This is a genomic window from Bacillus sp. FSL M8-0077 (assembly GCF_038050255.1).
GTDB classification, from domain to species: Bacteria; Bacillota; Bacilli; order Bacillales; family Bacillaceae; genus Bacillus; species Bacillus altitudinis.
The window spans coordinates 3,218,911-3,242,209 of record NZ_JBBPAF010000001.1; the positions used below are offsets into that span (position 1 = coordinate 3,218,911).

The 23,299-nt window shown below is 42.2% G+C and carries 25 protein-coding genes; 6 read left to right on the plus strand and 19 right to left on the minus strand.

Annotation, left to right across the window (positions count from 1 at the left end):
• The first annotated feature begins 67 nt into the window (after positions 1-67).
• Together NST57_RS16790 and NST57_RS16795 are read left to right on the plus strand one after the other, a co-directional pair.
• On the plus strand, positions 68-469 hold the full coding sequence (locus NST57_RS16790; RefSeq protein ID WP_142156011.1) for a helix-turn-helix domain-containing protein: 402 nt from the start codon (positions 68-70) through the stop codon (positions 467-469).
• An 82-nt stretch (positions 470-551) separates the two neighbouring features.
• A complete protein-coding gene (locus NST57_RS16795) occupies positions 552-872 on the plus strand; it encodes a winged helix-turn-helix transcriptional regulator (RefSeq protein ID WP_007500199.1) in 321 nt (106 codons plus the stop codon).
• 252 nt (positions 873-1,124) lie between these two features.
• On the opposite strand, the gene NST57_RS16800 is transcribed toward NST57_RS16795, so the two are convergent.
• From NST57_RS16800 to NST57_RS16815, 4 genes are read right to left on the minus strand one after another with little or no spacing between them, the layout of a single operon-like run.
• Positions 1,125-1,814, minus strand: a complete 690-nt coding sequence (locus NST57_RS16800; protein WP_142156012.1) for an ABC transporter permease — start codon at positions 1,812-1,814, stop codon at positions 1,125-1,127.
• Positions 1,815-1,835: 21 nt separating this feature from the next.
• Positions 1,836-2,753, minus strand: coding sequence for an osmoprotectant ABC transporter substrate-binding protein (locus NST57_RS16805; RefSeq protein ID WP_060781422.1), 918 nt, complete (start codon positions 2,751-2,753; stop codon positions 1,836-1,838).
• A gap of 13 nt (positions 2,754-2,766) precedes the next feature.
• Positions 2,767-3,420 carry an ABC transporter permease gene (locus NST57_RS16810; RefSeq protein WP_008347681.1) on the minus strand — a complete coding sequence of 218 codons (654 nt, stop codon included), beginning with the start codon at positions 3,418-3,420 and terminating at the stop codon, positions 2,767-2,769.
• 13 nt (positions 3,421-3,433) lie between these two features.
• The gene (locus NST57_RS16815) at positions 3,434-4,582 is read right to left on the minus strand and encodes a betaine/proline/choline family ABC transporter ATP-binding protein (protein ID WP_017359222.1); all 1,149 of its coding nucleotides are present in this window, start codon (positions 4,580-4,582) and stop codon (positions 3,434-3,436) included.
• Positions 4,583-4,851: 269 nt separating this feature from the next.
• Here NST57_RS16815 and NST57_RS16820 point away from each other — a divergent pair, with 269 nt between their 5' ends.
• Complete coding sequence (locus tag NST57_RS16820; RefSeq protein ID WP_142156013.1) at positions 4,852-5,388, plus strand: MarR family transcriptional regulator; 537 nt, start codon at positions 4,852-4,854, stop codon at positions 5,386-5,388.
• 54 nt (positions 5,389-5,442) lie between these two features.
• Here the strand turns inward: NST57_RS16820 and NST57_RS16825 are convergent, their stop codons facing one another.
• Positions 5,443-6,078 (minus strand): MarC family protein, encoded by a 636-nt coding sequence (locus NST57_RS16825; RefSeq protein WP_142156014.1) that lies wholly within the window; start codon positions 6,076-6,078, stop codon positions 5,443-5,445.
• Positions 6,079-6,195: 117 nt separating this feature from the next.
• Here NST57_RS16825 and NST57_RS16830 point away from each other — a divergent pair, with 117 nt between their 5' ends.
• Entirely contained in the window at positions 6,196-6,660 is a 465-nt protein-coding gene (locus NST57_RS16830) for a hypothetical protein (RefSeq protein ID WP_142156015.1), read from the plus strand.
• Positions 6,661-6,676: 16 nt separating this feature from the next.
• A complete protein-coding gene (locus tag NST57_RS16835; RefSeq protein WP_142156016.1) occupies positions 6,677-7,141 on the plus strand; it encodes a GNAT family N-acetyltransferase in 465 nt (154 codons plus the stop codon).
• Positions 7,142-7,160: 19 nt separating this feature from the next.
• On the opposite strand, the gene NST57_RS16840 is transcribed toward NST57_RS16835, so the two are convergent.
• From NST57_RS16840 to NST57_RS16900, 13 genes are all read right to left on the minus strand, one after another.
• On the minus strand, positions 7,161-7,442 hold the full coding sequence (locus NST57_RS16840; RefSeq protein WP_142156017.1) for a hypothetical protein: 282 nt from the start codon (positions 7,440-7,442) through the stop codon (positions 7,161-7,163).
• Positions 7,443-7,808 carry a hypothetical protein gene (locus NST57_RS16845; RefSeq protein WP_142156018.1) on the minus strand — a complete coding sequence of 122 codons (366 nt, stop codon included), beginning with the start codon at positions 7,806-7,808 and terminating at the stop codon, positions 7,443-7,445.
• Positions 7,805-9,202 (minus strand): hypothetical protein, encoded by a 1,398-nt coding sequence (locus NST57_RS16850; protein WP_341298912.1) that lies wholly within the window; start codon positions 9,200-9,202, stop codon positions 7,805-7,807. Before NST57_RS16850 ends, NST57_RS16845 begins: the two co-directional genes overlap by 4 nt.
• Positions 9,174-9,941 (minus strand): ABC transporter ATP-binding protein, encoded by a 768-nt coding sequence (locus tag NST57_RS16855; RefSeq protein WP_341298913.1) that lies wholly within the window; start codon positions 9,939-9,941, stop codon positions 9,174-9,176. The genes NST57_RS16850 and NST57_RS16855 overlap by 29 nt, the downstream gene beginning before the upstream one ends.
• 59 nt (positions 9,942-10,000) lie before the next feature.
• Positions 10,001-10,270: a hypothetical protein gene (locus tag NST57_RS16860; RefSeq protein WP_034316726.1), complete on the minus strand. Its 270-nt coding sequence runs from the start codon at positions 10,268-10,270 to the stop codon at positions 10,001-10,003.
• Positions 10,271-10,550: 280 nt separating this feature from the next.
• A complete protein-coding gene (gene eno, locus NST57_RS16865; protein WP_003212752.1) occupies positions 10,551-11,843 on the minus strand; it encodes a phosphopyruvate hydratase in 1,293 nt (430 codons plus the stop codon).
• A gap of 29 nt (positions 11,844-11,872) precedes the next feature.
• Complete coding sequence (gpmI, locus tag NST57_RS16870; protein ID WP_341298914.1) at positions 11,873-13,408, minus strand: 2,3-bisphosphoglycerate-independent phosphoglycerate mutase; 1,536 nt, start codon at positions 13,406-13,408, stop codon at positions 11,873-11,875.
• Complete coding sequence (gene tpiA, locus NST57_RS16875) at positions 13,401-14,162, minus strand: triose-phosphate isomerase (protein ID WP_341298915.1); 762 nt, start codon at positions 14,160-14,162, stop codon at positions 13,401-13,403. Before tpiA ends, gpmI begins: the two co-directional genes overlap by 8 nt.
• Before the next feature lie 30 nt (positions 14,163-14,192).
• Positions 14,193-15,377 carry a phosphoglycerate kinase gene (locus NST57_RS16880; RefSeq protein WP_034660025.1) on the minus strand — a complete coding sequence of 395 codons (1,185 nt, stop codon included), beginning with the start codon at positions 15,375-15,377 and terminating at the stop codon, positions 14,193-14,195.
• A 213-nt stretch (positions 15,378-15,590) separates the two neighbouring features.
• Positions 15,591-16,598 carry a type I glyceraldehyde-3-phosphate dehydrogenase gene (gene gap / locus NST57_RS16885; RefSeq protein ID WP_012011304.1) on the minus strand — a complete coding sequence of 336 codons (1,008 nt, stop codon included), beginning with the start codon at positions 16,596-16,598 and terminating at the stop codon, positions 15,591-15,593.
• 31 nt (positions 16,599-16,629) lie between these two features.
• On the minus strand, positions 16,630-17,667 hold the full coding sequence (locus NST57_RS16890) for a sugar-binding transcriptional regulator (protein ID WP_008347711.1): 1,038 nt from the start codon (positions 17,665-17,667) through the stop codon (positions 16,630-16,632).
• A gap of 483 nt (positions 17,668-18,150) precedes the next feature.
• Positions 18,151-19,536 (minus strand): amino acid permease, encoded by a 1,386-nt coding sequence (locus NST57_RS16895; RefSeq protein WP_341299234.1) that lies wholly within the window; start codon positions 19,534-19,536, stop codon positions 18,151-18,153.
• 137 nt (positions 19,537-19,673) lie between these two features.
• Complete coding sequence (locus NST57_RS16900) at positions 19,674-20,867, minus strand: ornithine--oxo-acid transaminase (RefSeq protein WP_341298916.1); 1,194 nt, start codon at positions 20,865-20,867, stop codon at positions 19,674-19,676.
• Between the two features lie 209 nt (positions 20,868-21,076).
• Here NST57_RS16900 and NST57_RS16905 point away from each other — a divergent pair, with 209 nt between their 5' ends.
• Positions 21,077-22,516, plus strand: coding sequence for a sigma-54 interaction domain-containing protein (locus NST57_RS16905; RefSeq protein WP_341298917.1), 1,440 nt, complete (start codon positions 21,077-21,079; stop codon positions 22,514-22,516).
• A 30-nt stretch (positions 22,517-22,546) separates the two neighbouring features.
• Here NST57_RS16905 and NST57_RS16910 read toward each other — a convergent pair whose 3' ends face one another.
• Entirely contained in the window at positions 22,547-23,284 is a 738-nt protein-coding gene (locus NST57_RS16910; RefSeq protein WP_341298918.1) for a FadR/GntR family transcriptional regulator, read from the minus strand.
• Positions 23,285-23,299: the final 15 nt, after the last annotated feature.

The window sequence follows — 23,299 nt, forward strand, 5'->3', positions numbered from 1 at the left end:
TGCCAATAGTCAACGAATCAGGTACACTAGAGATAACTAATCTTTAACCATGTGAGGTTTTGAGTTGATGAACTTCGGTGCATATTTAAGAGCATTACGTGAGAAAAAGAAACTATCGGTGAACCAATTAGCGATGTATTCAGAGGTCAGCGCTGCTGGTATTTCTCGGATTGAAAACGGGAAACGTGGCATTCCGAAACCTTCTACAATTAAAAAACTAGCAGGTGCATTAAAGGTACCTTATGAGGACATGATGCAGGCTGCAGGGTATATTGAAGAAGTATCTTCTGCCCATGTCATAAAGGAAGAAGAAACGGCTTTTACCCAAATAAAAAAAGCAGCAGAGCAATATGAACTTGATGATCTTGAAATATTTAATGGGGACATATGGTCCACCCTCTCTAAACATGAAATAGAGGATTTAAACCGCTATTTGTTATTTCTACTAAACAGCCGTTCATCATCGTAAAATGTTTTGATCATTGACAAGCTTTTTGCGCCGATTTTTGACAGAATTACGGTATAATGGGTTCAGATTGGAGTGAAGAAAGATGAATCAATCTGATATGTGCCCGCGGTTTGAAAAAGCAGTTGAGTTATTAAGTAAACGCTGGGTGGCACTGATTGTTTTTCAGCTTCTCTCAGGTTCGCAGCGCTTTAGTGAAATCGAAGCAGCTCTGACCAATTTAAGCGGAAGGGTTTTATCTGAGAGATTAAAAGAGCTGGAAGCAGCAGGCATTGTAAAACGGGAGGTTTTTGCTGAAACACCCGTGCGTATTGAGTATTCATTAACTGATATGGGGCGCTCACTTGCACCCGTTTTTGAGGAAATTGCGAAGTGGTCCTCTGAATGGATCACACTTGAATCATAAATGTCTCCTGATGTAAGCTGCCTAATCATGATAAAAAAAACCTCCCCTACAGATGTAGAGGAGGTTTTAGCGTGTAGACATCCGCCCGCAGTCCTGCGCGCTGGTGCTCACGAATGTCAAATTCGCTCCGCAAAAGTAGCTGTTCTTCCTAGACTGCAAAGGTTTTCTATCACGCTAAAAAGAAGACAAAAGACTAAAATAAAGTTCATTTTAGCCCTTTGTCAACAATCTGTTTTTTGTCTTTTCAAGCATTTATGCGGATGTCATGTTTTTTTCAGCTAACGCCTTGCTTTCTTTTTTCTTGTTGGTTGGGCTTAAATAGCGTTCAAGCCAGCCCATGACAAGGTCGGCAATAATGGCCATGAGCGCAGTTGGAATAGCACCTGCTAAAATAATGGCTGTTCCGTTTGTCGCGTTTGATCCTCTGATGATGATATCACCAAGTCCTCCAGCACCAACAAATGTCCCAATCGCTGTAATACCGATTGCGATCACAAGTGCGGTTCTTAAACCAGCCATAATGACAGATAAAGCAAGCGGTAATTCAACCATTCTCAGCACTTGCCATTTCGTCATGCCCATCGCTTTTCCCGATTCTAAATAGGCATGCTCAATATTGACAATACCTGTGTATGTGTTACGGATAATCGGTAGAAGCGAATACAAAAAGAGTGATAGGATGACTGTATTTGCGCCAAGTCCTAATACAAGCATCAACACAGAAAGCATCGCTAACGCTGGAATGGTTTGAATGACATTGGTTATCGCGAACACCCAATTGCTCAGTTTGCGGTAATGCGCCACAAAGATGCCGACTGGTATTCCGACAATTGCCGCAAACAATACTCCATACGCTGACATGAGGAAATGCCGGTAAAATTCTTCTAACACATATGAACCGTTCTGTTGATAATACGCCCATAATTGCTGCAGTGTGTCCATCAGCTCTGACACCTCCCAATCTTACTCAAAGTAATTGTGTTTCTTTAGAAAATCTCTCGCAACGGTCGCTGGTTCTTTTAGTTCTCCATCGACTTGATAATTGAGCTCTTGCATTTGTTCGGTATCGATTTTTCCAATCAGCCTGTTGATCACCTTGTCCAGTCCTGGATTTTCTTTTAATACTTTCTCAGGGACAACTGGTGATGCATCATATGGTGGGAAGAATCGTTTATCATCTTTTAAGATTTTGAGATTATACGCTTTGATCCGGCCATCTGTTGAATAGGCAAGCACAATATCCATTTTTTCATTCTTCAATGCGTCATAGACTAGACCGATCTGCATCGGAAAAGTGCTTCCAAATTCAATTCCGTATGTTTTCACAAACCCTTCATAACCGTCGCCTTTCTTTTTCAGCCAAATATTATCCACACCGAAGCGATAATTTTTGGCATTCTTTTTTAAATCAGAGACTGTTTCTAGGTTGTTTTCCTTCGCCATCTTCTGCGTCACAGCAAAGGCATACGTATTATCAAACCCATAGGAATCAAACCATTTGTAATCATAGCGTTTTTTGAATTCCTTCTGTACGATTTCCATTGCACGCTTTGGATCTTTTTCTGCATCCATTCCAAGCGTACTTGTTAAATCCGTGCCTGTATATCGTGTTGCCGAAATGTCGACATCACCGTTTTCCATTGCTTTCTGCTGGACCGTATTTGAGCCTAAATTCTTCACAATGGTTGTCTTTTTATCTGTGTAATGCTCAATGATGTCTCCCACCATATAGGCCATAATTTCTGATTCTGTAAAGTTTTGTGCACCGATTCGCAGCGTGCCCCCTGAGGAGCCGGCTAGTCCAGGAAGTGAACAGCCACTTATGAATAGCAAGCATCCGGCAAGCAGTGCACTGATCCATTTTGTTTTTCGATTCTTCACATGAGCCAACTCCTTATGAAACTTCCTTCAATCCTTTTAAGCCTTCTGGTGTTACTTTTTTCTCAAGCTTCATCAATGTAAGGTCAATGATGACCGCTAAAATAGTGACAGGGATCGCACCCGCAATAATGTATTCCGGCTGGTAAAGCTGAAGCCCAATTAAAATGTAGTCACCAAGACCGCCTCCACCGATAAAAGCAGCAAGTGTTGTCCACCCAATTAAATAAATCGTTGAGGTTCTGACCCCTGCCATAATGACCGGAACAGCAAGCGGCAGTTCAACAAGACGAATTTGTTCCCATGTCGTCATACCGATTCCTTTACCAGATTCAAGCAAGTTTTTGTTCACACCTTGAACACCGGCATACGTATTTCTTAAAATAGGCAAAACGGAATAGAAAAATAGAGCAACGATCGCAGGTATTTTTCCAACTCCCAAAATAGGAATAAAAAATGCAAGAATCGCTAAACTAGGGAGTGTTTGAAAGATATTCACAACGCCGATGACAAAACCTGCGCCTCTTTTCATTCGTGTGAGAATCACACCTAAAGGAACGGCCACGATAATGCCTAACACAACGGCAATTAAAGAAATGTATAAATGCTCCCACATTTTTGTGAGGAGTTCCCCACCATTTTTCTCAAGAAAATCGATGATTTGATCCATGTGTACACCTCCCTTAGTTCATTTCAGTGACAGCCTCCGGGGTATCTTCTCCCCAAATAGAGTCATATACGACATCTACAAGACTTGCACGTGTGACGATCCCTTTTAAGTGACCTTTTGCATCGACAACCGGTACATATTTAATGCCGCGTATTAAGATCTTTCGGACAGTATCTCTAAGAAGCGCACCTTCTTGTACTGTATAAAATTCTGTATTTAAAATATCGCCAACGAAGGCTGCTTTTCTGCGGTTTGCATCGATGGTTTCAATGTCGATATAGCCTTTCAGTACATGATTTTCATCAACGACAAGCAGGGAATCAACCCGCTTTTCTCTCATAATAAAGATGGCATCTGTCAATGTTTTTTCGACGGTAATTGTGACTGGAGACGTGTTCATCATTTGTTCCACACGTTCCATATTCGGGTTTGACTGAAGCAGACGTTCTTTCCCGATGAATTCTTCTACGAATTCGTTCACAGGGTTACGTAAAATATCATCAGGCGTGCCCACTTGGACAATCTCTCCATCTTTTAAAATGACAATGCGGTCTGCAAGTTTAATTGCTTCATCCATGTCATGTGTGACGAATACGATTGTTTTATTTAACGTTTTTTGCAGTTTCTTAAATTCTTCCTGCAATGAATCTCTTGTAATCGGGTCAAGTGCTCCAAATGGTTCATCCATCAGGATTAAAGGGGGTTCTGCTGCGAGTGCGCGAAGAACGCCGATACGCTGCTGCTGTCCTCCACTGAGTTCATGCGGGTAACGCTCTAAGTATTCCGGCCCCATGTCGACGAGTTTGAGCAATTCTCGCGCGCGTTCTTTTCGTTTTTCTTCCGGCCACTTTAGCAGCTTCGGCACAAGGGAAATGTTTTGCGCGATGGTCATATGGGGGAAAAGTCCAATTTGCTGAATCACATAACCAATTTCTCTTCTTAATTGGACTGGATCTTTTTTCATAATGTTTTCTCCCTCGATCAATATGTTTCCTGAGGAAGGTTCAATCAGTCGGTTAATCATCTTCATGGTTGTCGTTTTTCCACAGCCACTCGGTCCAATAAAACAAATAAATTCTCCTTTTGCTATTTCTAAATCAATATTTTTGACAGCTTTTTTTCCGCCTTTATACGTCTTAGATACATTCTCTAGTTTCAGCAAATGAGACACCTCCAATTAGTCGGATATATATTTTCAGAAAATTTACACCTTATTTATTATAGTGCAAACTTTATAAAATAAAAAGTTTACGATGTGTTTGTATTGCATAAGATTTATTTAAAATTTTCAGTTAACGGCCTGATATGTACCGATCCCTCCTTTTTCCTCCAACTTACGAGCAAATACTCAATATTTATTGTTTTCATCAACAAACAGGTATATGATATATTGTGTTACAAATTGTCAGTCGTGAAGGGATGAAGCGGGGAATGGACAAGCAAGCGTTAGGCGCCATTCAAAAAGCACAGGATCATTATATTGAAAAAGCTGCCGAGAACATGAATGCCTTTGGTCTTTCTGCCACAGTGGGCAGAGTGCTTGGTATCATTCATATGAACCGTAAACCAATGACGCTCGGTGAGCTCTCAGAGGCGACCGGCATGAGCAAAACAAGAATGAGTCAAGTCGTTCGAGAAATGCTTGATCTGAATATTGCTGAAAAGGTTTATGAAAAAGGAATACGCAAAGATTTATATGACGTTGAGCAAGATCATTACCAAACCTTTATTTCATTGTTTGCAGCCAATTGGTCACGTGTTGTCAGCAAAAATCGCAAGGCACATAAGAAGACATGCAAGGAATTACTGGAGCTGCTTGAACAAGATGACTTACCAGTAGAAACAGAGGATAAAATCAATCTTCTTCTTTCAGAAATCAAGGAAAGTCTCGATTATTATGACTGGATTAGCCGTTTAATTGAGTTCTTTGAAAGCGAAGAAGTATTTCAACATGTGCCAAAACCTTAAAAAAGCTGTTTTATTTTACAATTTTGTAGAAAAAAACAGCTTTTTTATATACACTTATGACATCAGCATTGGAAACATCCCTTTGATCCCTGCACCAATCATCTCTACTGCCACAACAGCTAGAATCAATCCCATTAGTCGTGTCACGACATTCATCTCTGTTTTCCCCATTTTTCGCATAATAAAACTTGAATAATGAAATGCATAATAGGTCATAGCAAGTACGACCACAATGCCAATAAGAATCGCAAGCAGATGAAGCGTTACTTGGTGGCTTCCTGGCGTTAAGCTCATGACGGTCGCAATTGTACCAGGTCCGGCAATGATCGGAATGGCGAGCGGGGTCACCGAAACATCATCCTTCTCTTTGCTTTCTGCCTTTTCATCCGAATGAGGGTTTTGAACATGTGACTCTTTTGCATTTAGTAAATTGTAAGCGATACCAAAAATAAAAATACCTCCGGCGATACGGAGTGCATGGATATCGATGCCAAACAATTTGAAAATGAGCCTGCCTGCCAAAAGAAAGGCAATCAAAATCATAAAAGACACAACAATCGCTTTTTTGGCCGTCTGGGAGCGTTCTTGTTCTGAGTAGCCTTCTGTTAAAGTGATAAAAAGAGGCACGTTTCCAATGGGATTTGAGACAGCGAATAGTGACACAATGACATGAATCATAAAGGAAATCAACAGATCCCCTCCTTTTTCATAGTGTCTGCCAATCTGATGTAAATATTCCCTTGTTCTGTTAAAACCCTCTTTACTTTAACCGATGATAATAGAGGTTTGACGAAAGGGGAATAGAGTATGAAAAAAAACATCACGATCATTGTCCTGTCTATGATCATTTTAGGCGCAGCTGGCTGGATTGTGTGGCAGCAGCAGTCACTCACCACAGCAGAGAAAAAACACCAACAAGAAATGAGAACGAATGATGAGCAGCTGACACAATTAAAGTCAGAAGGAACGGATATGAAAGATGAAATGGATGGTCAAAAAAAAGAATTGTCCACCGTCACAAAAAAGCTGAAGAAAGAAAAGAAAGCTCATCAAAAAGAAATCAAACAACGTAAAGCGCTTGAGTTAAAAATAGACCAGCTTCAAAAAGAGCTGGCATCAACGAAAGCAACGGCCCAAGCAAATAAGCAGGCAGCACAAACGACTAGGAAAGCAACTGTCAAAAAGGACCCAAATGTCACCCATCATCCTCCTTCTCAATGGGTGCAGGATCAATATGATTGGGGTGTTAAACAAGGGTATATCAAAGAATAGAGAGGATGAAAATGATATGATACAGATTCGGCCATTGTCTCATGATCAATCTGTTCCTATGGATCTTTTACTATTAGCCGATCCTTCAACTGAAAAAGTCCTTGCCTATGTACAATCTGGTTCTTGTTATGTTGCTTTTCATAAACAGGACATGATTGGTGTGTATGTTTTGACACCTTTGTCTCAGCAGACAGTGGAAATCATGAATGTCGCCGTGAAGGAGTCATGGCAAGGAAGAGGAATTGGGAAGCAGCTGATCCGCCATGCTATTTCAGCAGCCAAAGCAGCTGGCTTTCATACAATTGAAATTGGCACAGGCAACTCTAGTATTCATCAGCTCGCCCTTTATCAAAAATGCGGTTTTCGCATGGCATCCATCGATCACGATTTCTTTCTGAAGCACTATGATGAACCAATTTATGAGAACGGTATTCAGTGTATGGATATGGTGCGGTTGTCAATCGTTCTTCAAGCAGACTGACTTCATTCAGCCTGCTTTTTTATGTTCTGCTCTTTTTCACTGCATGAATCACATATTGAATCAAGAAGTAGAGAGCGGCGCCCGCTAAAAAACAGACCACGCAACCAAAGAGCGTTGCCTCTGAGCTGAATTGATACTGTTCAATTTTCATGATATAAAATGGCATACCAAATAGCGTTGGACTTGATTCAACATGATGAACCTCTAGCAGCAATAAAAATACTGGCGTCATAAACACAGCAAACACATAAAGCATCGCAAGCGTTAAGCCGCTAGAAAACGAATGAAATACTTTAACCATTTAGTTCTCTCCTTTCATCTCTTTTAAACTGGCTATGATATTTTTCCCGTCTGGGCAAGCTGGATGCAGCATCACTGTATTTAATAAAGAAAAAAGCAGCAATGGATGCGTCACTGGATGCCTCCACATGAAGAAAAGCACACCCGAGCAGATCACTGGAAACACAGGACCTGCAAGTGCCACCATCACATTAAAACCCGGCCGTGAAAATTTCTCATGGACAATCGACACGTGCTTCCAATCGATCATCACCACATAATCAAAGATGGGTCTTTTTTCGATTTTGTTGCACACCATCACCATCACGATATGACCGAGTTCATGAATGAGCACAACTGCTAGTAAACAAAATAAAAGCGTCATCATCGCAAGACCGGCCTCTTTAGCATGACAACATATATGAAGATGAAGAATGCGGCTGAACAAGCCATATAGGCAGTTGAAAGAAGCTGGGTATTTGCTGAAAGCCACTGGACTAAAAGCATATCCAACATACTGAACACAGCAATCATCATCACGATCACAAACAGTTTATTAAACTCACTAATCTTCACGACAAACCCAACACATGCCGCCATGACAGTAATCAATAAAATGGACAAGCTTGCCAAACCGTGCCCTTCACTTTCAACCCCAATCATGAAATAAGCAAGCCCGATATAGACAAAATAAATCAATATATTCATTGTGTAATAAAATAAAATTCTTGATAATAAATAGGCACCCTTTGATGTATTTAACATAAAAATGGCTCGCTGATTAAGATGATATTCCCTGCCAATCATGAGCGGTAGCATAATAAGGATTTCCTTTAACGCAAACTGCACAATAAAAGCATACAGCCAGCCAGTTTCTGCCGGAGTGAAGATCCATGGGAGACCTATTGTGAGACAGACAAGAAACAGGAACAAAATACCTTGTTCTTTAAAAACAGCTGATCGGCTGAAATAAACGAGTTCCTGCCGCAGATGTGTGAAAAATGAAGAATGCGATCTGATTTTTTGGTAAGAAAACGACTTTACCTCTACTTTTAGCTGCAAAAACATCCGATTGACATAGCAAGCCGCTAATCCCTTCAGCCAAAACCACCCCGCACATAGGAAGATCATAAGAAATATAAGATAGATAGACGGCCATACATGAATCATCTCAGCCGCTTTTTGAAAAAGGAGAAACACGAAAGCTCCGAGCGTCACAAATCCGAGCGTTTGCAGCAGTAAATGCTCTTTTGTTTTTGATATAAAATGGCTCACACCAATTCGTATCAGCATCCAAGAAGCGAGCGTATACAGCGCCAAGACACAGCAAGTGACCCCTACCACAATGATCCAATAAAAAGATAGTGTAACGCCGCTAATAATAAGCCCTAGTAGGATGGGTAAAAAAAGCAGGCCAAGCATGATGAAACAAAACAGCACCGGAAAGAAATACACACAAAGGACAAATGAGACACTTTGCATCGCACTATTCAAAAAGAAGAACTGATACTCTTGACGCTTCATTTTATGACGGGAAAAGACAATACCTGCTCCCAAAAGCAGCAGGGTCATTTTGACAAATTGAAGGTATAAAGCAACTGGTTTGTTCTCCCCTACTTGCATAAAAAAACGCAGGCTCATGACAACGTATATGGCATAGATCAGCAACATAAAAACGGCTACGGCGAGAAGCTGCAAAGGATATTTTTTGCTGAGCTGCTTGATTTTCGTTGTGAGCATGCCCCATTCTATTTTATGAAGAACGTGTCGTGTCCAAGTCATTGAGCAACCTCTCCACCTGCATATAGTAATCTTGATTCACTTCTTTATAAATATCCTCAAGTGCTTGATGAGGAAATGTTTTGTTTGTTTCTTGGCGAGACATGTTCAGTTTGATATCGCCGTTTCTTAAGATCATGAGGTGATCATACAATGTCTCACCAAAGCTCAAATGATGGGTTGAAATGAGGATACCTGCCCCTTGATCTCTCAGCCTCATGAGCACCTTTTTTAAGATGATCATCATATCTGGATCAAGTCCATTTGTCGGCTCGTCGAATACATAATAATCACAAGGCCTAAGGAGCTGTGAAATGATTTGGGTTTTCTTTTGATTGCCATGAGACAGCTGGGCAATTGGCTGATCCATATAAGGTCTCAGCTCAAAAAGATCGACGAATGTCTCTTCTCGAGGTCCATTTAATTTATCTGGAAGCTGGAGTAAATGGAAATATTCTCTCGGCGTTAAATAATCAAACAAAGCATGATGATCAGGAATATAGGAAACATGTTCTTTCAAAAAGGAGATATGTGCTGAGGATTGAAAATTCAGCTGTTTACCATGTAAAGAGACAGACCCCGTAAATGGTGTTAGTCCAAACATAGACTGAATCATCGTGGTCTTTCCTGCACCATTATGCCCTAAAAGCAGAAGCATACATCCTTTCTCCACATTTAACTGAATATTGCGGAGAGAAAAGGTGCGGCTATACGTTTTTTCTGTTAATTGTAATGTCAGCATCATGTCCCTCCATTTATTTCAGATAGAACAGATGACCCCGCATCTGTTCTCATCATCTGTTAGAAACCGCATTTGATTTTAATGTACATCCCTAAAAATTTGAACTCACCTAAAAACTTAGAGCCCTTTCCAAAGGTCCTGCATGCCCAAATTAATGCTGCCACTGTCACAATACCTAAGATAGCGGCAAGGACATAAATCCAAAATGCATTTTTCTGTACGTTCTTAGAAGTTAGAATTCGTTGCTTCCTTTCATCATATGCCGCCAGTAAGTGAAGGACATACATATACACACCTACTGGAAAACGAAGGCTAAAAGGATTCAGCATCTCATCACCCCCTAATATATGTAAAATGATACCACCCCCATGCAAATAGCATAAGTTCAATTCAGATCATATTTTTAGTAGAGTTTTCATGATTTATTGCTTATAAATCGTCAAGCTCATCGTTTCTCCTCTGACTGAAGGATGATTTTTTACAAAAATAGGATATGACAAAGGAAGCAGAGCTAATTCGCTTGAGCCAGCTTTGCGTCTTTATTTCAACATAAAAAAAGCGCTGCGATACGCTCTTTTCAAAAGAGCGCACGCAGCGCGTTGCTTTACATTACTTATTCAAGTTGTAGAATGTAGCAATGCCGTGGTATTGAGCTGTTTCAGCCAATTGATCTTCGATGCGAAGTAATTGGTTGTATTTCGCCACACGGTCCGTACGAGACGGAGCACCTGTTTTGATTTGTCCAGCGTTTGTTGCAACTGCAATGTCTGCAATTGTGCTGTCTTCTGTTTCACCAGAACGGTGAGAGATAACAGCTGTATAGCCTGCACGTTTCGCCATTTCGATTGCATCAAATGTTTCAGTTAATGTACCGATTTGGTTTACTTTGATGAGGATGGAGTTACCAACGCCGTTTTTGATTCCTTCAGAAAGCTTCTTCGTATTTGTTACGAACAAGTCGTCTCCTACTAGCTGAACCTTGCTACCAAGGCGCTCAGTTAATAGTTTGTGACCTTCCCAGTCGTTTTCATCAAGGCCGTCTTCGATTGAGATGATTGGGTATTTCGATACCATATCTTCATACCAGTCAACCATTTCAGCAGATGTTTTCACAACACCTTCGCCTGATAAATGATATTTACCGTCTTCTTTGTTGTAGAACTCAGAAGATGCAGCATCCATCGCAAGTTTCACTTCTTCACCTGGTTTGAAACCAGCTTTTTCAATCGCTTCTACGATTGTTTGAAGTGCTTCTTCGTTAGAACCAAGGTTTGGAGCAAATCCACCTTCGTCACCTACAGCTGTGTTTAAGCCTTTTGCACTTAATACAGATTTCAGGCTATGGAAGATTTGTGCGCCCATGCGAAGTGCTTCACGGAAATTCGGTGCACCTACAGGCATAATCATGAATTCTTGAATGTCTACGTTGTTATCCGCATGCTCTCCGCCGTTGACGATGTTCATCATTGGTACTGGAAGCGTTTTGGAGTTGAATCCACCAAGGTATTGGTAAAGTGGAATTTGTAAGAAATCAGCAGCCGCACGTGCTACAGCGATAGATACGCCAAGGATTGCGTTTGCGCCTAATTTCCCTTTGTTTTCTGTTCCATCAAGTTCGATTAACATTTTGTCAATTGCTACTTGTTCAGTGACATCAAAGCCTAAAAGCTCTGGTGCAATGATTTCGTTTACGTTGTTTACAGCTGTTAGAACACCTTTTCCAAGGTAACGGTCTTTGTCTCCGTCACGTAGTTCTACTGCTTCATATTCACCAGTAGATGCACCACTTGGTACTAGTGCACGGCCAAAGCCGCCAGATTCTGTGTAAACTTCTACTTCAACTGTTGGGTTACCGCGAGAGTCTAATACTTCGCGTGCATATACGTCAACAATGTATGGCATCGTTATTTCTCTCCTTTTGAATCAATTTTTTATTTCTGAATTAATGATGTTCCTGTCATCTCTTTTGGTTTTTCAAGACCAAGTAAGTCTAAAAGCGTTGGAGATAGATCGGCTAAAATGCCGCCTTCTCTAAGCGTCGCACCTTTTTTCGTCACGATCACTGGAACAGGGTTTGTCGTATGTGCAGTATGCGGCTTTCCTTCTTCGGTAATGAGCACGTCTGCGTTACCGTGGTCTGCCGTGATGATGGCATGTCCGCCTTTTGCCAGGATTGCGTCGACTACAGCTCCTAAGCACTCATCTACTGCTTCAATGGCTTTGATTGTTGGCTCGAGCATACCTGAATGACCAACCATATCCGGGTTAGCAAAGTTCAGGATGATCGCATCATGCTTGTCAGCATTGATGTCTGTAACAAGTGCATCCTTTACCTCATAAGCGCTCATTTCCGGTTTGAGGTCATAGGTTGCGACATCTGGCGAATTGATTAAGATGCGGTCTTCACCAGGAAATTCTTCTTCACGTCCACCACTCATAAAGAACGTCACGTGAGGATATTTCTCTGTTTCAGCAATCCGCAGCTGTTTCAATCCATTTTGCGCTAGCACTTCTCCTACTGTGTTATCCAAATTCACTGGTTTGAAGGCAACATAGCCATCAACTGTTTCACTGAAGTGTGTGAAGCAGACGAAGTGTAAATCCTTCGGATGTGCTTCCCCGCGGTCAAACGAGCGGAAATCTTCATTTGTGAATGTGTTTGAAATTTGAATCGCACGGTCTGGACGGAAGTTATAGAAAATCACAGAGTCGCCGTCGTTTACTTTTGCAACCGGCTCACCATTTTCTCTCGTAATGACAGATGGAATAACGAACTCATCGTAGATTTCATTTTCATAGGAGTCATCAACGACATCATAAATGTTTTGATAACTTGGGCCTTCACCATACGCCATCGCGCGATATGCTTTCTCCACACGATCCCAGCGCTTGTCACGGTCCATTGAGTAATAGCGTCCAGAAAGTGTTGCCACTTCTCCGACACCGATTTCTTTGATTTGTTCTTCAAGCTGTTTTAAGTACACTTTCGCTGTCTTCTGACCAACATCACGTCCGTCTAAGAAGCCGTGAATGTATACTTTTGTTAAGCCTTCTTTTTTCGCTAGTTTCAGCAAGGCAAAAAGATGCTGGATGTGGCTGTGCACACCGCCGTCTGACAAGAGACCGAATAAATGAAGCGCCTTGTCATTTTCTTTTGCATAAGTCATTGCATCTAGGAACGTTTCGTTTTTCTCAAATTCCCCATCACGAATGGCAACATTCACTCTTGTTAAGCTTTGGTACACGATGCGTCCTGCACCGATGTTCAAATGCCCAACTTCAGAGTTCCCCATTTGACCTTGCGGGAGACCCACTGCCTCACCTGAAGCCGTTAAGGTTTGATGCGGAAATTCGTTCCAGTAGCGGTCAAAGTTCGGTTTCTTTGCTTGGGCAACAGCGTTACCGACTGTTTCGCCTCTTAAACCGAACCCGTCTAAGATGATTAATGCAGCTGGTTTCTTACTCATATTGACCTTCCTCCAATAATTGAACGAAAGACTGAGGTTCTAAGCTTGCGCCGCCTACCAAAGCACCGTCAATATCGGATTCTGCCATATATTCTTTGATATTCGCAGGTTTCACGCTTCCGCCATACTGAATGCGAAGGCTGTCTGCCGCTTCTTGACCAAATTCGCTTGCAACCGTTTGGCGAATGTGCACACAAACATCGTTTGCATCTTTCGCTGTAGAAGATTTACCTGTACCGATCGCCCAGATTGGCTCATAGGCAATGACAGATTCAGCAACTTGCTGCTTCGTTAAACCAGCTAGTGCTTTCTTCACTTGATCAGCGACAAGTTCATTTGTTTTGCCTGCTTCACGCTCTTCAAGCGTTTCACCTACACAGATGATTGGAACGATGCCATGCTTGAATGCAGCATGTGCTTTTTTGTTCACTGTTTCATCTGTTTCAGCGAAGAATTCACGGCGCTCTGAATGACCGATCACTGAGTAGCCGATGCCAAGATCTTTAAGCGCAGCAGGGCTGATTTCGCCAGTGAATGCACCATTTTCTTCAAAGTGCATGTTTTGCGCACCAATTTTAAGGTCTGTTCCGTTAGAAAGGCTGTTCAGCTTTTCAAGGAAAAGGGCTGGTGCACAGACAATAGATTCCACTTTGTCAGGAGATGGAATAGATGACTTGACTTCTTCAACGAAGCTTACAGCTTCGCCAAGTGTTTTGTTCATCTTCCAGTTCCCAGCTATAATTGGTTTTCTCATGATTGACACTTCCTTATAGCAGTTTTGGTCTTATTTATCGTTTAATGCAGTCACACCTGGAAGTTCTTTGCCTTCCATAAATTCAAGTGAAGCGCCGCCGCCTGTAGATATATGGCTCATCTGATCGGCAAGACCAAATTTCTCAACAGCTGCTGCTGAATCTCCACCGCCAATGACAGAATATGTATCTTTCGCTTCTGCCAGTGCTTCTGCGATTGCTTTTGTTCCTTTAGCGAATGCATCGATTTCAAATACACCCATTGGTCCGTTCCAGACAACAAGTTTGCTGTTTTTAATGACATCAGCATACTTCTCTCTTGTCTCTGTTCCAATATCAAGTGCTTCTAGATCACTTGGAATTTCAGAGATTGGCACAATGCTTGTATTCGCATCATTTGAAAAGTCGTCGGCTACCAGAACATCTGTTGGAATCAGGAAGTTCACGCCTTTTTCTTTTGCACGGTCCATAAAGGATTTCGCTAAATCTACTTTGTCTTCTTCTAACAGAGATTTCCCTACTTCGTGGCCAAGTGCTTTTACAAATGTATAAGCCAGTCCGCCGCCGATGATGAGGTTGTCCACTTTATCAAGAAGACTTTCAATCACACCGATTTTATCCTTTACTTTTGCGCCACCGATAATCGCTGTAAATGGGCGATCAGGGTTTGAAATGGCTTTTCCTAGAACCTCAAGCTCTTTTTGCATGAGGAAGCCTGAAACAGCCGGAAGATACGCTGCAATACCAGCTGTGGATGCATGTGCACGGTGTGCAGCACCGAACGCATCATTGACATACACATCGGCTAAATCAGCAAACGCTTTTGATAATTCAGGATCGTTCTTTTCTTCACCAGGATAGAAACGAACGTTTTCAAGCACTAGCACATCTCCTTCTTTTAAGTCAGAGATTTGCTTTTTCACGTTGTCGCCGTAAGCTTCATCTGCTTTTTTCACTTCTTGTCCAAGAAGCTCTTGCAGACGTTTCGCTACAGGTGTCAGACGCAATTCTTCAGTAACTTGACCTTTCGGACGACCCAAATGACTAGCTAGTAGTACCTTTGCGCCTTGTCCTGTTAAATACTCAATCGTTGGTAATGCTGCGCGAATACGAGTATCATCCGTCACTTCTCCGTCTTTCATTGGAACGTTAAAATCTACGCGGCAGAACACAACTTTACCTTTTACGTCAATGTCTTTTACTGATTTCTTATTCATGCTCGTCAGGAGATCCTCCTTTATTCTGGTTTCCTTACGCATTGGACAAGTCTCTCTTTATCCTTTTCCCATTTTGCCCTCATCAAAACGAGAAATCGTGCAGAACGGATAAATACAGAGAAAAAGGGAAAGGGATGCTTCCCCTTCCCTTGTCCGTCTTCATTATATCGTGTCTCTAGGAAAGAACCAAGTGAGTTCCTTCAGTGTGACAAATTAAAGACCTTGTTTTGCAATGTAAGCTGCAAGGTCAACAACGCGGTGAGAATATCCACTCTCGTTATCGTACCAAGAAATGACTTTCACCATGCTGCCTTCCATTACCATTGTAGAAAGAGCATCGATTGTTGAAGAGTTTGCATTACCATTGTAGTCACCAGATACTAATGGCTCTTCGCTGTAGCCAAGGATTCCATTAAGTTCTCCTTCAGCTGCTTCTTTAAGTGCTGCATTTACGTCTTCAGCTGTCACATCTTGATTTAATTCAGCAACAAGATCAACTAAAGAAACGTTAGGTGTTGGAACACGCATAGCGCCACCGTTTAATTTACCTTTAAGTTCAGGCAATACAAGTGAAACAGCTTTCGCAGCACCTGTAGAAGTTGGGATGATGTTTTCCGCAGCTGCACGAGCACGACGGTAGTCTTTGTGCGGAAGATCAAGAATTTGTTGGTCATTTGTGTATGAGTGAACAGTTGTCATCATACCGCGTTTGATACCAAATTTATCGTTAAGTACTTTTGCAAATGGAGCTAAGCAGTTTGTTGTACAAGATGCATTAGAGATGACATCGTGGCTAGCTGCATCGTATTTGTCTTCGTTTACACCCATAACGATTGTGATATCTTCTTCGTTAGCAGGAGCAGAGATGATGACTTTTTTAGCGCCAGCTTCTAAGTGTTTAGCAGCGTCTGCACGTTTTGTGAAGAATCCAGTAGATTCAACAACGATTTCTACGCCTTGTTTACCCCAGCTTAATTTCGCAGGGTCACGCTCAGCTGATACTTCGATTGTTTTACCGTTCACTACTAAGTTCGTACCGTCTACAGAAACCTCTGCATCTAGTTTTCCGTGAACAGAGTCATATTGTAAAAGGTGTGCAAGCATGTTAGCGTCTGTTAGATCGTTAACCGCTACTACCTCAACTTCAGGATTGTTTAATGCTGCACGAAATACGTTACGTCCAATACGTCCAAATCCGTTAATACCGACTTTTACTGCCATGATGTTTCCTCCTTTTATAGGTCACAATGTTTTATATTGAGGGATCTATTGACTCCCTTAATAACTCTTTTGCAGCTCCTTCGTCTGTGACGAGAACCGTTCGGCGGGGTTTTTTGAAATAAGCTTCAATGGCCCCTGCCTTTGATGATCCACCTGCAACAGCAATGATGTGTGGAATGCTTTCGAGATCGTCTAGCTGCATGCCGACGGAGTGCACTTTGTGTACGACCTCACCATCACGATTAAAGTAATAGCCAAAGGCCTCTGTCACTGCGTCATGCTCATCAATCTTTTTTAAATCTTCAGCTGGTGTGTTTCGTCTCATCGCCATTGTTTTTGCTTCACCGATTCCATGAATAAGCATCGTGGATGATTTAATCGTTTGAAGCACTTCTTTGACGGACGGCTCTTCAATAATGGAAGAGTAAGCACCTTCTGACAGCTGTCCTGGAACAAACAGCAGTTTGTAAGTACCGGAAGCTTTTTCAGCCATGTGGGCACAAATGGTGTTTGCCTGATTTTTTACATTCTCCCCAAGACCGCCTCTCGCAGGGACAAACATCATGTCGCGATTTTTGGCATCAGGGGTCATCATTTCGGCAACGGCTTCCATCGTCGTTCCGCCAGTGACGGCGACGATATTATTTCCAGTAAACCTTTTTTTCATACACTGGACAGCAGCTCTTCCCATTTCTTGCTTCACCCACGGGGATTCATCGCTGTCACCAGAAACAATGATGACTTCTTCCAGGCCTAATTTCCTCTTTAATGTATTTTCCAAAAAGGTTAAACCTAAAACGTCCTTCATCATTCCTTCAAGCATTTCAAGCAAAGCATGACCTTCAGTCGTCAGCATCATACCGCTCGTTTTGACATCCAGCAGATTTTGTTCCTTTAAGAACTGAACCTCAGCTCTTAAGATACGTTCACTCAGACCAAGACTTGTCGCAAGACTTCTGCGACCAATTGGTTCAGCTAATCTGATGTACTGCAAAATGTCGTAGCGCTTTTGCATAACTGTGAGAAGATCTGGTAATAATTTTTTTTGAGCTTCCAATAAACGATTCATGGCTAACGACCCTTTCTTTTCACGTTGGACTAAAAACGTCCCACTGTGACAAAAAACGTCCCGCCACAGCCAAAAAAAATCAATCCCTGCTTTCTTTAATTATTTTAACAGGATCATCTTGCATTTTCAACTCTTACAAACACATTTAGACAAAAAATAGACACATTTTCACCGATAACCTGCTTGTCACCTAACTTCTCGCTATTTTTATTTCTTTCAAAATATTTATTTTCTTCTATATTAAATGAATTCATCAATGAAAAGGTGCAGGCTGATTTCTTCAGCCTCATATTGTTGACAAAGGGCTAAAATGACCTTTATTTTAGCCTTTTGTCTTCTTTTCAGCGTGATAGAAAACCTTTATAGTCTAGGAAGGACGAGTACTGGCGCGGAGCGAATGTCACATTCGTGAGCACCAGCACGCAGGACTGACAAAGAATGCGAGGGTTTGTCTACACGCTGAGGCTGATTTCATCAGCCTGCTTATGTTTTCGGTACAGTTCCTTCTTCTTCAGCTAACCGCTTTGCCTCTTCCTTCGGTTTAATCTTGAGGTAATAAATGATGTAGCAGGCGGCCATAAATGGAACTCCACAATAAAGACCAATCCGCTGATCCTCAATAAAGAATAAACTGATAAGAACAATGCCAAATGCGATAAAGCCTGCCAATGGCACAAATGGATAGAAAGGCGTTCGGAAGACCAGATCCTTTACATCTCCGCCCTCTTTTATGAATTGTCTTCTAAAGAAGTATTGGGATAAACAAATAGACATCCAAACCACGACAAGCACCATACCCGAAATGGATATGAGCCAGACATATACCGTTTTTGGTGCTACAACACTCGTGAGCAGTGATAGAGCGGATACACCCATTGTCACCAATAAGGCATTGATCGGGATTTTACGCTTGGATAATTTTTTCGTGAAAACAGGACCTTTCCCGTCTTTTGAAAGTGCCCATAGCATACGTGATGATGCATATAATCCAGAGTTCGCTACAGATAAGACGGCTGTAATGATAATAAAATTCATGATATCTGCGGCGTATGGTATGCCGACCTTGTCCAATACCACAACAAACGGACTATCCACTGCGCCGGCTGTCTGCCATGGAAGAAGCGCTGCAAGAACCGCAATCGATAAAACAAAAAAGACCATCGTCCGCCAAATAATATTCCGAATAGAACGCGGGAGTGTTTTTTCCGGACTTTCACTTTCACCTGCTGCAATCCCTACAAGCTCTGTTCCTTGAAAGGAGAAATTGACTGTGACCATGGTTAATAAAATCGCCAAAAGACCATTAGGAAAAAGGCCGCCATGATCCGTCAAATGACGAAATAGTGGGGCAGGTTCCCCGCCTTTCAAGTAAATAATTCCGAAAATTGCGCCAATTCCAATGATAATAAACAATAAGATCGCAGCCACCTTGATGGCCGAAAACCAAAACTCTGTTTCAGCGAAACTGCGTGCCGAGATGGCATTAATAGCAAATAAGATGACGCTAAAGGCAAGACACCAAAGCCAAACAGGGATATCTGGGAACCACCTTTGGAGTAGAATACCTGCTGATGTAAACTCAAGTCCAATCGTACACGCCCAGCTAAACCAATAGAGCCAGCCGATCATAAAGCCCGTGGATGGACCAATATACTTCGTAGCATACTCCTGAAAAGAACCAGCTGTCGGCATCGCCACTGCTAATTCACCAAGACAGAGCATCACCAAATACATGAGCAATCCGCCAATGATAAACGAAAGAATGGCTCCCCCTGGGCCTGCCTGATGAATAATGAGTCCTGACCCAAGGAAAAGGCCTGTTCCAATGACCCCACCTAAGGCAATCATAAAGAGATGTCTGCTTTTCATGGAACGCTCTAGTTCATTATGCTGTTCTGGCTTCAAATCCGTTTCCCCACTTTCACTCTTCTATTCATCAACCTTTGACAAAATTCGCCGTTCATTGAAAGAGAAAGGGAGAATTTGAAGGCTTCTCCCTTGATCATTTATGCTTGAAATAACGCTTCGATATGAGCAATTGCCCAATCCAAGTCTTCTTTTGAAATGGTGAGCGGCGGTGCAAATCGAATCACTGTCTCATGGGTTTCTTTGCATAACAGCCCGGCTTGCTTGAGCTTCTCGCAATAGGGTCTAGCTGCCTCAGTCAGCTCCATCCCAATAAATAGTCCACGCCCGCGTACTTCCTTAATGACAGGACTTTGAATGCGTGACAGTTTGTCTTTGAAATATTGCCCAAGCTCCAATGAGCGCTCGGCAAGCTTCTCGTCGATTAAAACATCTAGTGCAGCAAGTGACACTGCACACGCAAGAGGATTCCCGCCGAAGGTAGACCCGTGAGACCCTGGATTAAATACACCTAAAATATCACGGTTTGCTACAACACATGAGATCGGGAATACCCCGCCGCCAAGTGCTTTACCAAGAATCAGCATATCAGGCTCAATGTCTTCCCAGTCGCATGCAAACATCTTGCCAGTCCGCGCTAATCCCACTTGAATTTCATCTGCGATCAATAACACATGTTCCTTTTCACAGATCGCTTTTGCCTCTTTTATAAAGCCCTCAGGCGGCATGACAATGCCCGCTTCTCCTTGAATTGGTTCGATGAGAAAAGCGGCTGTTTGCGGAGTGATCGCTTCGCGTAACGCCTCAATATCTCCATAAGGTATAAGCTTTATGCCCGGAAGCATCGGACCGAAACCTCTCTGATATTCTGCTTCCGAAGAAAGTGACACAGCCGTCATTGTACGACCATGAAAATTACCGGTACATGCAATGATTTCTGCGCGATTCTCTTCGATCCCCTTGACATCATAGCCCCACCTTCTCGCTGCCTTTACAGCCGTTTCCACAGCCTCGGCACCTGTATTCATCGGCAATGCCATCTCTTTATTCGTTAATTTGCAAATCTTCTCATACCATGGACCAAGCTGATCATTATGGAAGGCCCTTGATGTGAGTGTCACGCGGTCAGCTTGTGTTTTGAGTGCTTCAATAATGCGGGGATGGCGGTGTCCTTGGTTGACTGCGGAATATGCACTGAGCATATCCATGTATCGGTTGCCCTCAGGATCCGTCACCCACACTCCCTCAGCCTCTGAAATCACAATTGGCAACGGATGATAGTTCGCCGCACCGTATTGTTCTGTTTGATGAATTAATGCTTTTGTCTGTGTCATCGTGTATTCCTCCTTCTGTAAGCTTGCCTCTTTTTATGGGGTTCATCTTCACTCTTATGTTATGCAAGGATCATGCCAACTTAGTGATCGCTCTGTGCCTAGGATTGTTCTCGCCTTTAACGCAAAATAATTTTGCGCATGCAAATTTTTTTAGAGGAAACCGCAAAATTTTTCATGTAAAATAGAGGTAATGTCTGGAGGTGGCATAAGTGAAAAAAGATCAGCATACCGCAAAGCTCGAAAATGAGATTGATCTGTATAAACAAATGCTTGATTTAATTGATGTTGGGGTTCACGCCATTGACGAAAATGGGAATACCATTGTTTATAATAAAAAAATGATGGAGATCGAATCTTTAAAACGCTCTGATGTCCTTTATAAAAATGTCTTAGACCTCTTTGTGTTTCAAGATGAAATGCACAGCACACTTGTCCAAGCGCTACGAACCGGAAAACAAACGGTTCATGCAAAGCAGACGTATCACAACTACAATGGAAAAGAAATCACAACGATTAACCATACATACCCGCTCGTTCGAGACGGTTTGATTCAAGGGGCAGTTGAAATTTCAAATGATGTCACGAAACTGGAACGGCTCATTCATCACAATATGAAGAAAAAAGGAAACACACGCTTTACATTTGATTTAATCATTGGGGAAAGTCCTGCCTTTTTAGAAGTAATTGAACATGCGAAACGAGCCACACGTACCTCTTCTTATGTGCTGATTGTTGGTGAAACAGGGACGGGGAAAGAGCTATTTGCACAAAGCATTCATAATGGCAGCAGCCGTTCATCTGGACCATTTATTTCGCAAAATTGTGCAGCGCTGCCTGATAACCTGATTGAAAGTCTGCTTTTTGGAACACAAAAGGGGGCTTTTACAGGGGCAACAGATCAGCCCGGTCTATTCGAACAAGCACAAGGTGGTACACTGCTTTTAGATGAGATCAACTCATTACACCCGGCTCTTCAAGCAAAACTATTGCGCGTCTTGCAGGAGAAGCGCGTGAGAAGGTTAGGCAGTACAAAGGAAATCGCCATTGATGTGAGAGTGATTGCTAATATGAACGAGGACCCTGTGGATGCGATCGCAGGTGGACGGATGCGAAAGGATTTATTTTACCGGCTTGGCATTGTCACCTTATTTATCCCGCCACTTTCTGAGCGAAAAGAAGACATTCCGACATTTGTCATGCATTTCATTCAAAAATATAATGAACTGTTTCAAATGAATGTGAAAGCGGCTGATGAAGAGGTACTTGCCCTGTTTCAAACTTATCATTGGCCGGGCAATGTAAGAGAGCTGGAGCATGTGATTGAGGCTGGAATGAATATGATGATGGACGAAACATACTTAAGCTTGCATCACCTTCCTTACCATTTCCGGTTCAAGCAAGGAGAAGGTCATCCTAGTGAACACATGCAGATGAGTCCGCTTAATCTAGCAGCTGCAGCTGATACGTTTGTCTACACGAGCTCCGATCATACAACTGACTTCCAAACCCAAATGGATCGATTTGAAAAACAATACATCGTCCATTACTTAAATAAAATGGACGACAATATTTCACAGACTGCAAAGATATTAGGCATGAGCAGGCAAAGTCTGCAATATCGAATGAAAAAACTGCATATTTCTCGTTAATAATAGAGCTGTGCCGTTTTTCGGCACAGCTTATTGAATATCTAGCTCTTCTTCCTGTTCTTTCAGCACACCGCCAAGAAGTTGTTCTACTTTTTCCAAATGTGTAAGCATCGCCCTCTCCGCTTCTTCTGGCTGCTTGTCCATGACAGCGTGATAAATACGTTCATGGTCTTTGTAAAACTGACGGATGGACGCTTTTTTTGAAAATAACACGATTTTTCTCGTTTCCCGCATCGTTTCAATTAACAAGGATGAGACCTGATTCATTAATGCCGCCAGTAAATGATTCTTTGAGGCTTTAGCGATGGCAAGATGAAATGTAAGGTCTGCCTCTTCACCAATTTCTTCATGCGCTTCTGCACGCTTCATTTGTTCAAGTGCATCACGCAGTCGATGGAGGTCATCGTCTGTCCGCAGCAATGCTGCCTTTTTGACAGCACCTGCTTCAATAATTGATCTCACTTCAAGAAGCTGCGTGATATCCTGCTGCTTCATCAAAAAAGCAGGAGATAAACAAAATGTGAGCTGCTCAGGATCGAACTGCTTCACATATGTGCCTTCTCCTTGCTTCATCTCTATTAATCCGATTGCTTTTAGAGCGGACAGCGCCTCTCTCACAGCGGAACGGCTGACTTGAAAGTTTTCAGAAAGTGCTTGAACCGAGTCTAATTTTTCCCCCGGAAGAAGCTCCCCCGTCCGAATGGATTCGATTAATGCATCCGCTATTTCTTCATATATTTTTTTCGTTTTGATTTGTTTATATTTCAATTGGTCTCACCTCAT